General features: G+C 38.3%; 14 protein-coding genes and 2 tRNA genes. 3 read left to right on the forward strand and 13 right to left on the reverse strand.

Features of this window, described 5'->3' with window-relative positions; genetic code table 11:
- Positions 1-6: 6 nt before the first annotated feature.
- The 4 genes from QMD21_01315 to mutS form a co-directional block, all read right to left on the reverse strand.
- Positions 7-249: transfer RNA gene (locus QMD21_01315), tRNA-Ala, on the reverse strand.
- Positions 250-528: 279 nt separating this feature from the next.
- A tRNA-Ile gene (locus QMD21_01320) sits at positions 529-802 on the reverse strand.
- A 29-nt stretch (positions 803-831) separates the two neighbouring features.
- The gene (mutL, locus tag QMD21_01325) at positions 832-2,556 is read right to left on the reverse strand and encodes a DNA mismatch repair endonuclease MutL (protein MDI6855412.1); all 1,725 of its coding nucleotides are present in this window, start codon (positions 2,554-2,556) and stop codon (positions 832-834) included.
- Positions 2,544-5,129, reverse strand: coding sequence for a DNA mismatch repair protein MutS (gene mutS / locus QMD21_01330; protein ID MDI6855413.1), 2,586 nt, complete (start codon positions 5,127-5,129; stop codon positions 2,544-2,546). The genes mutL and mutS overlap by 13 nt, the downstream gene beginning before the upstream one ends.
- Before the next feature lie 349 nt (positions 5,130-5,478).
- Here mutS and QMD21_01335 point away from each other — a divergent pair, with 349 nt between their 5' ends.
- Positions 5,479-5,607, forward strand: coding sequence for a hypothetical protein (locus QMD21_01335; GenBank protein MDI6855414.1), 129 nt, complete (start codon positions 5,479-5,481; stop codon positions 5,605-5,607).
- 32 nt (positions 5,608-5,639) lie between these two features.
- On the opposite strand, the gene QMD21_01340 is transcribed toward QMD21_01335, so the two are convergent.
- The 4 genes from QMD21_01340 to QMD21_01355 form a co-directional block, all read right to left on the reverse strand.
- Entirely contained in the window at positions 5,640-6,056 is a 417-nt protein-coding gene (locus QMD21_01340) for a secondary thiamine-phosphate synthase enzyme YjbQ (GenBank protein MDI6855415.1), read from the reverse strand.
- Positions 6,053-6,310: a hypothetical protein gene (locus QMD21_01345; GenBank protein MDI6855416.1), complete on the reverse strand. Its 258-nt coding sequence runs from the start codon at positions 6,308-6,310 to the stop codon at positions 6,053-6,055. Before QMD21_01345 ends, QMD21_01340 begins: the two co-directional genes overlap by 4 nt.
- Positions 6,307-7,146, reverse strand: coding sequence for an MBL fold metallo-hydrolase (locus QMD21_01350; GenBank protein ID MDI6855417.1), 840 nt, complete (start codon positions 7,144-7,146; stop codon positions 6,307-6,309). Before QMD21_01350 ends, QMD21_01345 begins: the two co-directional genes overlap by 4 nt.
- 304 nt (positions 7,147-7,450) lie before the next feature.
- On the reverse strand, positions 7,451-7,921 hold the full coding sequence (locus tag QMD21_01355; GenBank protein MDI6855418.1) for an 8-oxo-dGTP diphosphatase: 471 nt from the start codon (positions 7,919-7,921) through the stop codon (positions 7,451-7,453).
- A gap of 252 nt (positions 7,922-8,173) precedes the next feature.
- On the opposite strand from QMD21_01355, the gene QMD21_01360 reads away from it, so the two are divergent.
- The gene (locus tag QMD21_01360; GenBank protein ID MDI6855419.1) at positions 8,174-9,145 is read left to right on the forward strand and encodes an aminopeptidase; all 972 of its coding nucleotides are present in this window, start codon (positions 8,174-8,176) and stop codon (positions 9,143-9,145) included.
- An 18-nt stretch (positions 9,146-9,163) separates the two neighbouring features.
- On the opposite strand, the gene QMD21_01365 is transcribed toward QMD21_01360, so the two are convergent.
- The 3 genes from QMD21_01365 to mvk are packed head-to-tail and all read right to left on the reverse strand — an operon-like array spanning position 9,164 to position 11,917.
- Complete coding sequence (locus tag QMD21_01365; GenBank protein MDI6855420.1) at positions 9,164-10,438, reverse strand: UbiD family decarboxylase; 1,275 nt, start codon at positions 10,436-10,438, stop codon at positions 9,164-9,166.
- 4 nt (positions 10,439-10,442) lie between these two features.
- On the reverse strand, positions 10,443-10,985 hold the full coding sequence (locus QMD21_01370) for a hypothetical protein (GenBank protein MDI6855421.1): 543 nt from the start codon (positions 10,983-10,985) through the stop codon (positions 10,443-10,445).
- Positions 10,986-10,990: 5 nt separating this feature from the next.
- Positions 10,991-11,917 (reverse strand): mevalonate kinase, encoded by a 927-nt coding sequence (gene mvk, locus QMD21_01375; protein ID MDI6855422.1) that lies wholly within the window; start codon positions 11,915-11,917, stop codon positions 10,991-10,993.
- Positions 11,918-12,157: 240 nt separating this feature from the next.
- Between mvk and cutA the strand changes: the two genes are divergently transcribed.
- Complete coding sequence (gene cutA / locus QMD21_01380; GenBank protein ID MDI6855423.1) at positions 12,158-12,472, forward strand: divalent-cation tolerance protein CutA; 315 nt, start codon at positions 12,158-12,160, stop codon at positions 12,470-12,472.
- Here cutA and QMD21_01385 read toward each other — a convergent pair.
- Positions 12,414-13,106, reverse strand: a complete 693-nt coding sequence (locus QMD21_01385) for a DUF115 domain-containing protein (protein ID MDI6855424.1) — start codon at positions 13,104-13,106, stop codon at positions 12,414-12,416. The two genes, cutA and QMD21_01385, sit on opposite strands and share 59 nt — an antisense overlap.
- Positions 13,106-14,206, reverse strand: a complete 1,101-nt coding sequence (locus QMD21_01390) for a DUF373 family protein (GenBank protein MDI6855425.1) — start codon at positions 14,204-14,206, stop codon at positions 13,106-13,108. The genes QMD21_01385 and QMD21_01390 overlap by 1 nt, the downstream gene beginning before the upstream one ends.
- Positions 14,207-14,415: the final 209 nt, after the last annotated feature.

The raw sequence follows: 14,415 nt of genomic DNA on the forward strand, positions 1-14,415 counted from the left end.
TGGAGATGGACCCGTCGGGAATCTCGATCTCCAGATGAAATACGATTTATTCTGCACAAAAATGCTTGCGCATTTTTGTGATTCGGATGAGAGCGGAGCTCTCATCCTCTCTCGCATTTCCTTCGGAAATGCTCGAACCCGAGTCCTCCACATATCTGGGAAAAGAATGGATTAACCACCGTTTTTCTTTCTTCCCCTGAAAGGTTCCTTTCTTGCAAGTGTGGCGATCTTCCACTGATCTACGGGCCCGAGCCCTTTCTTTCTCTTTTTCAAAGAGAAAGAAAGCGTTCACGGAAAGAAAGAGAAACTAGGTTATCCTGTAAGGGATAACCTTAACCATCGTTTGTTGCTACGCAATCAGTATTCGCAGTTGCATTAACAACCTTCGTATTCTCAAGGGTTACAAAGTAACCCTTGCTTCTCTTCTTTTTCCGTCAACGCTTTTTCTTCTCTTCTCAAGAGAAGAAAAAGGGCTGTAGCTGATAAAGATTTTCTAATATTAAATAGGTTTCTAGAAAAATATTTTAGTGGGCCCGATGAGATTTTCAAGCCGCAACTACGGGTTGAAAATGTAGTGGACGTAGTCCACGGCATTCGAACTCATGACCTCCCGGTCACTCACAGCCCTTTCTTACTAAGGAGTGGGAAGCACTCCTTACGTTCCTAGGAATTGCCTTAGGCAATTCCTGCGGATCTTTTTCACAAAAAGAAAGAAACTGACTGGCGTTTTTCTTTTCTCTTCCAGAGAAAAGAAAAAGGCTGCTATCAGCCGGGCGCTCCAACCATGCTAAGCTACGGGCCCACGTTAGCAGGTATGTATGCTATATATTACTAAGTTCTTTTAAACATTCTGTCAAGCTCTTTTCTACTCAGTTCTATAATTGTAGGTCTGCCGTGAGCACATGTATAAGGCTCTTCTAAAGAGCCCAGCTCTTTTATTAATTTCTCAATTTCTTGAATGCCTAGCTTTTCGTTAGCTTTAATTGCAGATTTACATGCCAATAGCTCTATTAGTTTGCGTCTCGTCCCTTCACCCGCTTCCAATTTGCCAGCACTTGCAAGTTCGTCAATAACATCTACAAAATCTTCTTTCTTCTTCAATTTTCCTAAGAGAATTGGCACTGTACTTAACTTATACATAGCTCTACCGAAATTTTCTATTTTAAAGCCAAGCTCTTCAAATATTCCTAAATTGTTTCTCAGTACAAACTCTTCCTTAGGGTTGAGTTCCAGGACCAAAGGCTCAAGTAACTCTTGAATCTCAATATTCTCACTTTGAGCTTTCAATTTCTCCAGCATTATTCTTTCATGAGCTGCATGCTGGTCTATAACTAAAATAGCGTTTCGAGCCTCTGCAACTATAAAACTATCCAAAGCCTGTCCAACAATTCTAAGTTCAGGCAGTTTGCGACCCTCTTTTAAAACAGTAATTCTTTCTTCCTGCAAATATTGTGGCTTGATAAGCTTTACACCTTCTTTGGGCAAGTGCGGCAATGGCTTTAGCTCAGGTGCTTTGTAAATTTCACTTATCAGTTTAATTTCTTCTCTTTTAGGCTCAGGAATTAATTTTTCATGGCTCAATGCTTCCCTAACGCAAGCGACTACAGAACCGTAAATTTCAATTTCATTGCTGAACTTGAGCTGGCTTTTTGTAGGATGTATGTTCACATCAACTAGTTTGGGATCAATTTTAATAGCCACTACTGCTACTGGGTATCTATCTTTAGTTACCAGTCTGAAATAGGCATCTTTAATTGCATCGCTAACTATCCTGCTCGTTATATACCTCCTATTTACATAAATAGATTGGTGCGAAGGAGTAGCTCTTGTAAGCGAAGGTTTTGATATATAACCTGAGATTGCAATTGTTTCTGTCTTGTAACTCAAAGGTATCAAAGCTCTTCCATACTCTTTTCCATAAATTGCAGTAATAGTTTCTAGCATGCTTTTAGAGCTTGGTGAGAATAGAAGCTCTTCATTGTTACTAACTAATTTAAATGTTTTATGGTAATGTATAAGCGCATATCTAGTAACAACATCAATTATATGACTCAACTCTATCCTTCTGGATTTCAAGAATTTTCTTCTTACAGGTACATTATAGAATAGATTTTTTACGGTAACAGTTGTGCCAACTGGCGAGCCTATATCTTTTGTTTCCTTCGGTTTGCCATATTCTACTGCAATGTAAGTGCCGACTTCGCATTCTTGCGTTTTAGTTACCATTTCCGTAAAACTCACAGATGCAATACTTGGTAAAGCTTCTCCTCTAAACCCTAAAGTTTCAAGTTTCTCTAAATCTTCTATTTTTTCTAGTTTGCTTGTAGAATGCCTTTCAAAAGCAAGCTTTGCGTCTTCTCTACTCATTCCGCAACCGTCATCGCGAACCAATATTTTTTTCAGTCCCGCATCTTCTACCTCAATATAAATTTTACTCGCGCCTGCGTCAAGGGCGTTTTCTACAAGCTCTTTCACGACACTTGCAGGTCTTTCTATAACTTCTCCGGCAGCAATTTTAGAAATTGTCTCGCTATCAAGGATTTTTATTTTCTGCATTTCTTTTTTAGCTCCCCAATTTTTATAAGAGCTTCTAAAGGCGTTAGTTTATTAATATCAAGCTCTTTCAACTCTTTGATTACTTCGCTATCTTCGCTACTAAGTGAAGGTAGTATAAGCTGGGTATATCTAGGAGAAATAGTCCTTATTTTTTTATCTTCGCTAACAACATCTATCATACTTTCATACTCTAATTTTTTTAATATCTCTTCAGCATGCTTTACTAATTCTTTAGGTAAGCCTGCAAGCGCAGCTACCTTTACTCCATAACTTTTATTTGTACCTCCTGGTATGAGCTTTCTCAGAAATATTATTTCGTCTTTCTCTTCTTTAACTGCAATATTGTAATTCACTACGCCATGGAGAACTTCTGCAAGCTCTGTTAAATGATGATAATGTGTGGCGAACATTGTTTTTGCACCTATTTTTTTGCTATGAATATACTCCGCAACAGCCCATGCAATGCTCAAGCCATCAAAAGTACTAGTTCCTCTACCTATCTCGTCAAGTAGAATCAAAGATTTAGAAGTTGCATTCTTTAAAATATTAGCAACTTCTGTCATTTCTACCATGAAAGTAGATTGCCCTCTAACTAAATCATCGAAAGCGCCAACCCTTGTGAATATTCTGTCCACAATTCCAATGCTGGCATATTTAGCAGGAACGAAACTACCTATCTGCGCAAGTAAAGTTATAAGAGCTACCTGGCGCATGTATGTAGATTTTCCAGACATGTTAGGCCCCGTGATAATCATCATTTTGTTCCCTCTGCAATCTAGCAAAGTATCATTAGGTACAAAGCTCTGAGTAGCACGCTCCACTACAGGATGTCTTCCATCTACAATTTTAATAATATCATCTTCGGTAATCTCAGGCTTGGTATAATTATTTGCAACTGCAGTAACTGCTAAAGAGTAAATAGTATCTATTACCCCGACAGCTTTTGCAGTCTCTAACACTCTATTAGCTTGCTCTGCTATACTTTTACGCACTTTCTGAAAAAGCTCAGCTTCTAAATTTTTCACACGCTCTTCTGCAGTTATTATGAGGGCTTCTTTCGCCTTTAGCTCTTCAGTTGTAAATCTTTCTGCGTTAGCTAGAGTTTGCTTTCTAATATAATCTTGAGGCACTAATTTTAAATTAGCCCTACTCACTTCAATATAATATCCGAAAATACTTGTATAGCCCACTTTAAGCGATTTTATGCCTGTTCTTGCTCTTTCCCTTGCTTCTAGCGTGGTTATCCAATTCTTGCCTCCTTGAAGCTCGTTCCTTAAGCTATCAAGCTCTTTATCATAACCTTTTCTGATAATACCAATTACTTCTTTGATGTGCGTGGGGGGCTCTTCAACGATAGCATTTTCTATAAGCTCAGCAATATCTTCAAGGCTATCTATTCGCTCAGCTAACTCCTTTAGAATGCTAACCGCCAATAAATTATCAGGAATGCTAAGAACGAGCTTTTTCAGCTCTTTCGAAAACTTAACTGAGTTTTTTAAGTTTATAATATCTCTAGGAGTAGCATTACCGTAAGAAATTCTAGTGATGAGCCTCTCTAAATCTTTTATTTTGCTCAACCGCTCTTCTAAATCCTTTCTTAAAAAAATATCTTTAACTAAAATTTCAACTGCATTCAAACGCTTTATGATTTCAGATTTGTCTATTAAAGGACAGAGAAGCCACCTTCTTAGAGTTCTTGCACCCATTCCTGTGAGAGTGCTATCTAAAACAGCAACTAACGTATTATTCTCGCTGCCGTCGCGCACATTTTGCAAAAGCTCTAAATTCCTTGCTGTGGTAGCGTCTAGCCCCATGTATTGAGTTGATAAATAATGTTTTATTTTAGCGATATGTGGAATTGATTTTTGAGTCTCTTCTAAATATGAAAGTACAGCTCCTGAAGCTCTTATAGCAAGCTCCAGATTCTCAATTTCCAAAATCTCTCCTTTAAAAAGCTCTTTTAGCTTTCTTAGCGCTTTCTCATACTCAAATTCTTTCTCAGAATATTCTGTTATGTATATGCTACGAGCTACGAAAAGCTCCTTCAACTTACTGTTCTCAATTATTGTGTGAGGTGCTATAACCTCAGAGGGCTTAAATCTAGAAATCTCAGAGCTTAGCTTCTCATAGCTACTATCTAGCTCTAGTTGAGTAGTTAGAAACTCGCCTGTAGAAATATCTACGAAAGCGACTCCTAAACCATTATTAGATCCCACCATCGCCATCAAATAGTTATTAGCTTTCTCTGACAGTATAGAATCTTCAAGTATCGTCCCTGGCGTAATTACTCTAACTACATCTCTTTTAACGACTCCTTTCGCTAGTTTAGGATCTTCTAACTGCTCACAAATAGCTACTTTATAGCCTTTTCTAACAAGTCTATTGAGGTAGGCATCGAGCGCATGATAAGGCACGCCTGCTAAAGGCGCATTTTCACGAGATGTTAATACAATATTAAGCTCTTTTGAAACGAGCTGAGCATCTTCATAAAAAGTTTCGTAGAAATCACCAACTCTAAACAATAATATTGTATTTGGATATTTCTGCTTGATCGCTTGATATTGCGCCATCATAGGCGTAAGCTTTACCAAATTATACTCCTACCCACTACCTATTCCAAAATAGATTTGAGAGTATTTATTGTTTAAGGATATTAACTACTAGAAAGCCACTCAAGCGCTATGGCTACAGTTGCGGAGAAGAACTTGCAAAAAGAATCGATATTGTTTGTAGTAGCGCATACATTATAAAAAGGAGAGCTATAGTCACTCACAGCTTTAAAGGTCTTGTGATTACGAGGTCTAAGTCTGAAGATCTTACAAATTTAGAAGTAGCTAACGGAGTTAGCCCTACTGAGTTGTCAAGATTATATTACGAACTTGTAAACTTAGATTTTTACAGCTGACTAGGGATCAAGTAACTGTGAGCGAATCAATACTACTATTACCTGTAAATCCTGCTATAGTGGAGGAAAAGGAACTGAGAATAACAGAGAGCGAGCTGAAGGTTATTGGAGTAGTTTACTTAAACTCAGCGGATAAACTCACCTAAAAAGCCGGTCAAAAAGGACTTCGTCGCTGAGTTTACTCTCCTATAATTTGAACTTCTATTCTTCGCTCTCTTGCACGAACATCAAGCTCAATAAAAACAATCTGTTGCCATGTGCCTAAAGTCAATTTGCCGTTCTTTACAGGTATTGTTAGACTAGGCCCTATAAAAGAAGCTCTTACATGGCTATGCCCGTTATAATCGTGCCATGTCTCGTGATGCTTGTACTCTATATCTCTAGGAAAAAGTCTCTCGAGCGCTTTAGGTAAGTCTTTAAGTAACCCTGGCTCGTATTCTAAAGTAGTCAGAGCGCCTGTAGAGCCAGGCACGAAAAGCACGAGAATACCTTTTTTTAGTTTAGCTTTCTCTATAAGCGAGGAGACTTTTTCAGTTAAATCTATAATTTCAATCTCGCCTTTGGTTTTTATAACAATTTCGTCGCTTACAATCATTTTTTCTTTCGTCCCTTCTCCTCCCTTTCTTTCATTTTCTTTTCGAAATACAATCTAACCCTTTCTAATCTTTTAATTTTAGTCCTTAGATTGCTTGCTTTCAGCGCCAGCGCTTTTTTTCTACGTTCTATCTCCGCTTTTATAACTTTGCCTTTGTATTTATCCTCTAGCTTATCAGCTTTCTCCTCCAGCTTGCCAATTTTAACCTCTAACTTCTTAATAATTTTACCTATCTTTTCTATTTTTCCTATCATTTACTCCACAACTCCTTTCTACGAGCTTCGAGCATGTTTAATGCTACTCCTAAATACTCAGCGCACGATTTCACATTACCTTTAGCATACACTCTGCTTAAAAGCTCTTTGTACCTTAAATCCCTCAGTAAATGGTGGTCCAGAATTATTTCGCAGTTCAGCTCTTTTATTATTCTAAGTAAGTTTTCTATAGCTACTTCTAAATTCTTGTAGCTGAACTTCCAGCCCAAAAATAGCGTTGGTGGGCCATCGACATAAAGCAAATCCGGCTTTTCTTTAATTATATACTCACAGCATTGCTTGCTTACAGGGCCTTGCACATCAGAAGTGTACAGGAACTTAAATTTGTTATTCTCTTCTATGGAAGTCATCAACACAAAACCGAGTCTTGTCCTTTCTACGCCATGATAGAAAGGCTCTGAGAATTTTATTTTAAGATTTTTAAATTCAAACTCTTGCGAATCGCAATAAACGAGTTTGCATTTCTCAATTACTCGCTCTTCAAAATATTTGCCTCTCTCTTTCTGGCTAAGATTTATGTTTTCCAATCTATTTTTGGCGAATACCTTTTTGCCTTTGTAAAAATCGCTGTTTGGGTCGTGATGATCGTAATGATAATGTGAGATTATCAAAACATCGCAGAGCTTTGCAACCCTGTCAATTTCTTGATATGCTTTGTCTAAAGCTTGCCATTCTTCTTTTGCAGGCGGCAAGCCGTAGCGTGAAGGTCCCAAAGCAGCGCCTGGATCAATGAAAATTTTCAATTCTTTTGTTTCTACATAGGTAGCCATTGAGCGCACTCCTAGGGAATCGGCAGCTATGGGTATGACTTTCATCTGAGTTAGCAAAAGTATTAGGGCGATAAAAATATATCGAACTCGTAAGAAAAATTAGTGAAAAAATTAAACTTTCAATTTTTAACTAGTAATCAGAATTTTTGCTCAGGCTGGCGAATTGCGAGCAAAACGCTTTGAATGATTTTTTTCTACTTACAATGACGAGGGGGTTGTAGAGGATTGGAGTTAATTGAAGTGGTTGGTTGATAGAAAGGCGGGAGTTTGAGCAAAGAGAATAAAAAATATTTGCGTGATGACGGGGGAGAGTTTCTCAAAACAGAGTCGGAGAACTTGTTAAATCATCTCAATGAGCAACGTCTATCTTATAATCAATCATCTTTTCAAACTTCTCACTAAAATAGAATCTTCCTACAAATTTTTTGCGCTTTAAAAGTAAAGGCACCCAAATTCTATCATCTTCCCACATCTCATCGTATGGTAAATTATCTTCGTCAAACCATTTCAATTCGCCTTCAAAATAATTATTTTTTAATTTTCTGCTAAAATCTGTTGTAAGAAAAACATAAACTATCCAGCAGGGCGTTTCGTTCTCATCAGTATAAAAAATCAATTTTCCAATTTTTTCTAGTTTATTTACTCTGAGCCCCGTCTCCTCAAAAACTTCTCGAACAGCACATTTTTCAGGAAGTTCATTTTCTTTTAGTTTTCCGCCTGGCGCATTCCATTTTCCACTACCAAATAATCCTTTGGATTTTTTCTGAAGTAATATTTTATTATCTTTTTTAATGTAACAAAGGGTCGCGAAAGTTGTCATGGAAGACTCATATATCGACAGATTGCCTTAGAAAGAGATAAAACTTTCAGAGCGAAAAGCGATAGTAAAGCACATTCTCACTAACGTCTAAAACAAATTCGTAAGTGTGCGTACTGTACGGTACACGCAACTAATAAAAATATCCAAATGCTACAATAGAAAATGTCGCGCTTCCCAGAAAATAAAGCGCTCTAAGGTGGGCTCTGAGAGAAGCGCAATAGATTTATTTTGTTAAAACGTTATTGTACCAATATGCTTCAAGGCGCGCTAAACGTATTAAAAGTAGTATTGAGTTTAAGTGAGAATGAAAAAGTGCTCGTAATTACGGATGAGAAGAAAAAAGAGATAGGGCAGACTTTTTGTGAAGCTTCTGAGAAATTGGGTGCGAGCGCTAAGATTTATATTATTCCTGAGAAGTTGCGCCCTCTCAAAGAATTGCCTAAGGAGCTGAGCGCGCTTATTCCCAATAACGATGTAATAGTGAACGCATTTGAAGGTTTTGCAGAAGAGACCCCTTTCAGAATAAAGTTAATAAAAGCTGAGATTGCAACAACTGCTAGAGTAGGTCATGCGCCCGGTATAACAAAAGAGATGATGCTAGGTGCTATGGGCGCTGATTACCAAAAAATTGCTGAAAATGTCGATGCTGTAATAAAAAAATTTAAAAATGCAGAAGAAGTTCACATTACAGCGCCAAGCGGTACAGATATTGTTTTGAATATAGCCGGCAGAGCATTTGAGAGTGATGTAAAAATCAAGCCAAGTACTTTTGGCAATTTGCCTGCAGGCGAAATATGGTGCGCGCCAGTAGAGGATAAAGCTAATGGTATTCTCGTTTGCGATGGTAGTATCGGTGATTTAGGGCGGGTAAAAAATAAACTGAGAATAGAGGTGAGAGGCGGCAAAATTGCAGCTCTTGAGAGCGAGGACAGAGCACTCGTTGATAGGGTGAGAGAGCTAACTTCTATTGATGACGAGGCAAGCGTTATTGGCGAGCTCGGTATCGGTTTAAATCCTAAAGCAAAGCTTTCCGGAATTTTGCTAGAGGATGAGAAGGCAGGCGGCACTGCTCATATTGCTTTCGGCAATAACGAGAACATGCCTGGCGGTAGAAACAAATCAAAAACACATAGAGATTTCCTTTTCTACAAACCTACTTTTGAAGTGCGTGATAAGAGCGGAGAGAAGAAGATTATAATAAAAGACGGTACGATTAGTTTTTAGTAAATCGAGTAACCACTCTTAGAGATAGTCCTCAACCTTTAGCTTCATTGGCAATGCTGGCTTCTTGAAGCCCTCTTTATCCATTTCCCAAGGTATTGTTGCATCAAAGCCGACTTTAGTAGTTTCGCGTGTGGCTAAATCTGAAGAAGGGTCTAACGAAGAGCCTTTCTCCTTGACTCTCACAACTAAATCTTTAGAGCCTTGGAATCTTGTAGCCATCGCCCATTCTACCTCGTTTGGATTGTGTATGTCTATATCGTCATCCACAATCCAAACATGTTTTAGAGAAGCATGCCCCCTAAATGCAGCTTCTATAGCTTTTTTACCGTCATCAGCATTTTTTTTCTTTATACTCACAACTGCATGCAGCCAAGAGCAACCGCCTGGCGTAATAAGAACTTCTTTGCATTCGCATACTTTATTTACTTCTCTAAATATAGTAGGTTCGCGCGGCATGCCCATAAGTATTTTATGCTCTAAGCCACCAGGTAGAAGAGCATGAAAAGCAGGATTCTTTTTGGTAAAGATTTTTTTTATTCTAGCAACTTTTTGCTTTCTCACAATGTCAGGCGTCTCTGTCAAATCAAGGAACGGACCCTCATCGTGCTCTTCACCGGTCATTTCTGCAATCATTATTATCTCAGCCTGAGGAACTTTATGACCGTCAAGCAAAATCAGATTTGTTTCCTCCAAAGCATTTGCTATGCTCAGCTCGCTTTTTCCTAGCTCTGCAGAAACTGCAGAAGCAAGTAAGACAGGCATGCTGTTGCCTATACAAATTGCAAACTCAGTATTTCCTCTTTTCAAAAATTCGTCAAAATGTCTTGGAAGTATTCTGAGCACGAGTTTATCTTTTCCCAGAACCATCATTCTGTGATAAGATGCATTCAAGCCAAGCTCTTTATCATTTGCTATAACAATGCCAGATGTTATATAGGGTCCGCCATCAAATGGATAATATGTTAGGATAGGAATTTTTGTTAGATCAGGTGCAATTTCTTCATAGCCTTTCCCTTCTACAATTTTCGGCTCTTTTGGATTATCAATAGCTTCTGCTAGCTTAGATACAAGCTCATTTTTACTTACACCCAATCCAAGCGCGATAAGCTCTCTTGTAGAGCATATATTCGCTACCACTTTCATCGAAAAACCTTTAACCTGCTCAAACAAAATTGGTTTCCCATCAAGGAGCTTCATTAATGTTGATATCTCATACTTTACATCTACTGGCCTCTTGATTTTTACCAAAACTCCTTTTTCATCCAGAACGTTAACAAACTCTCGTAAGCTCATTTTATCACCTCATCATACCTTCTTTACCACAAGATGGGCATTTGACTTTAAAAGGCTTTTCTCTGGATTCAACTTTAAAAGTTGTCTTGCACTGAGGGCAGCGGAGAGTTAGAGTTGGTACTGCGGCTGGAGGAGGCCAAACTTCTTCTACCGGTTTTTTAAGTTTGGCTTTAGCTCCGCAAACGGGACATTTAGCGGTTATTCTCTCCCTATATCGCATACTAATCGGTATACCGAATATAGTAGTGGCACTACCTGTCGCCCATTTTCTACCTGCTCTAGTATCAATTAACGCGCCGCAAATTTCACATCTTATCTTCGTTACTTGAGGTGCTTCTAGTTTCTCACTGTGCCTTACTCGCAAGCCGTAAGTAATTATCACAGCACCAGAGATTGCTAAAATAATTGCTGGGATGAGCCCACCCAAAGATAAAATAACTTCCCAAGGGCGCTTTGCTCCTGACAACACACCGATTAAGGATAAAATACTACTCCATATAAATATCGCTCCTACTGCTACGATCATTTTCCCTTTTGTCCATTCCATAGATATCACCCTATCCTCGTTCTAACAACTTCAAACCCTTCTCTTTCTATAGCTTTCGCAACTTTTTCCTGTAGCTCTTTACCAGGTGTTAGCGCAATCATATTGCCTCCTAAGCCACCGCCAGTAAGCTTTGCACCATAAGCTCCATGCTCAAGCGCTAACCTAACCAAGAAATCAAGCTCTTTAGATGAAACCTCTATTTGCTGTAATAACAAATGATTTTTATTCATCAGCTCGCCAACTTTTCTCAGATCAAAAGCCTCTAACGCTTTTCTTGCTTTATAGGCCAATTCCTCAGCCTCTTTAAATAATTGGCTATACTTATCAACTTCTTTCTCTTTTCTTTCGCGCACGCCAGCAACTGCTTTGCTCGTATCAGCAACTCTACCAGTATTGCCAAGAACTATCTCAACAGGTTTCTTCAAACTAATTCTCTCAATCACGTTAGGCTCTCCTTTCTTAAACCAAACTAATCCTCCGTAAGTAGCTACTGTATTATCAATCCCAGAAGGTGTACCATGATACCCTTTTTCACCTTCATATGCAAGCTCGTTTATTTTATCATCGTCAAAGTTTAAATTGAAGTAGGCTGATAATGCACGAGCAATTGCAACACAGGAGGCAGCCGAAGCGCCAATACCACTAGCTGCAACTAAATCCCCTCCAAGAGCGATCTTAATCGGATTTTGCTCTACATCAATTCCAGCAGCTTTTAGTATTCTTTCCACAGAATCTTTCTGCTGCTCTAGCTTCTCTTCCTTGTAGCCTGGGGTAGCGAGTCTCTTATCACTTAAGCTCCAGCCTTTGCCTTCAAAGCGCTCTATAGTAGCTGTGGTCTTCAAATCAATAGCACTTGCAATTGCAGGTATTCCATAGACAACAAAATGCTCGTTAAAAAGAATGACTTTGCCGTAACCTAAGCCTTTAGCCATGAGACAAAAATAATTTTCCTGGATATTAACCCCTTCCCCAAAAGGCTTCTTTCAGTAACTTTATTAGTTTGAAAAATATTATTCTAAATGAGTGACGGAAATTGAGGACAGATTTAATGAAAGCACTGAAGCGAAAAGACCTTGAAATTCAGAAGCTCCGCAATCTTTGCGCAGAATTAAGGGAGAGAATAGCTAAGTTAGAAGTAGAAAATGCAAGACTGAAAAAACGACTATAAAAGAATGTACTCGTGTGTTTATGTGACTACAAAAGCTAAAAAAGAAGCGCAGGCAATAGCAAAATATTTGCTGACGAAAAGGTTAGTAGCATGCGCTAATATTTTCCAAATAAACTCTCTTTACAGATGGAAAGGAAAACTAGAAAGTGCAAATGAGTATGCAATGATTTTGAAAACGAGAACTGCAAATTTAGATAGTGTAATAAACGAAATTAAGAGCAAGCATTCCTATGAAGTCCCATGCGTAATTTCTTTTGCTATTAATAAAGGTAACAAAGAATTTCTAGATTGGATTTGCAGCGAGACCTCAAAGCAGTAATTAGCTTCTCAGCCCATTTTAATTTCTTTAGCTTTAGTGTTCTTTTCTTTCCCCTACAAAGCTCTCCAACTTTTTTAAAATCAAATCCTACAAGAAAAATCTTTTTAGCTTTAAAATGCTCTGCAAGAAAGACAGCTCTATCGCCGTCAGTAAATCCTCCGAAATTATAGATACCGTCGAAAGGACTGGCTTGAGTAGTACCAATAACCTTACCTTTAAATTTACCCACATACTTCTTTAAAATTTCTATATTATCGCCATGCGCATGAATGATCGCTATAGAACCTTTTTCATTTGCGCGAAGCAAATCTTTAATGTTGCCATCAAGGTCGGTAACTATAATGTCAGGAATTTTGTTGTCATTGATTAATAAAGAAGTTGCAGCGTCTGCGGAAATAAAAACATCTTTTTCAGATCTATGAGTTTTATTGATACCCAACTTTAAGCTATTGGCAGCACCGAACACATATACATTTTTATCTCTGATTAATTTCTCTAGCTCTTTAATAGTTACTTTCAGCTTAGGGCTTAAAAGCTTTGCTAAAACTCTAGCTGCAAACTCATCCTTAGCTTTTGAGTACCCAAAATCATTTAAAATTTTATTATACCAAGGTAGCCAAGCAGAGTAGTTCATTAATAACGCCACGCAATATCTCTTTCTTCTTTGGTCATATGCCTCCTCATGTACTTATATGTTATGACTCCTACAGAGCCTATAACTATTGCCAAAGAAAATTTTCCAACCAAATACCAGAACAGAGGAGGTTTAATTAAAGCGCCTATACCTCCACTTATATTATCTACCACGTCCTTGACCGCAAGAACAACCAATCCGAAAGTAACAAGTGAGAAAGGTACGATCCAGTAAGACCACAAAATCTCGCCTTCCACTATGTATTTATCAAATATTCTGCCGGAAATTCCCACTATTAGTGCGCCAACAGTCCACAAAATAATTGTAGTAAACGCTGAGAAGACCATTTGAAATGACAAAGGGCTATTAACGTTTTCTGTATAGGCGAAAGCAAATCCCACTAAAATCATAAATCCTGCAAGCACCCAAGTAAACAAAGAGAGTCTTCCTGCAACAAGACCTTCTTTAAAATCTTTAGCAGCCCTTGCTAGAGCGGGCTCTAAATTGAAGGCACTCACTAGCAGATATATACCAATTACGAAGCATACAGTAGCTAAGCCTATTACAGGATATCCTAAAATAGCGCTTATAGAAATAATAAGTAAAAACAGTCCTAATGGTACGATAAATTTTCTCTGTACCCTTTCATCTTTCAAAGCTTTTGCCAAAAAGTAATAAGAAGACTCAATATTTTGTGCCTGTCTCATTACTACTCTTTTTACAGAAGCAACTTTCACTCTTGAAGTTATTATTGGAAGTACATGCTCGTCATCGGCGCCGTCCGATACAAAAAAAGCCTCTTCAGGCATTAGCTTAGTCAGTACCTCCTCAAGTTGCCTCGCTATCGTTTGATCTGAGACAAGCCCTACTTGGGGAGCGCCACAAATAGTAGCAATCTCAACCTCTCTGCCACTTTTTACAAGCTCATCGTAAATTTTTATTGCGCTGAGAGCTGTGTTTGCATCAGGCTCTTCTGGATCAGCGAGTCCGAGCGCAATAGCGGCGTTAAGATTAGCCTCCCTACCAACGATCGGCGATTTTATACCTGCTTTTGTACCGAAATCATCGTCTCGATCTATGCATAGTATGAGAGTAGTCACAATAGCCAATATTGAGCTACAGTATATTTAAATTTCCTGAAAGCAGAGCGAAGATTATAAATATAAGTTATTACATAATATAAGACAGCTAAAAAATCGCAACCAGCTGTGTAAAATATTGAGAGTAGGCCTGAAAAAGCTATCGATGAGTATTCAAAATCCAGGTTGCGATAAAAGTGAGATGGGGATTCGAGAAAGCAAGTCTTCTT

This window comes from Candidatus Thermoplasmatota archaeon (assembly GCA_030018475.1).
GTDB lineage: Archaea > Thermoplasmatota > JASEFT01 > JASEFT01 > JASEFT01 > JASEFT01.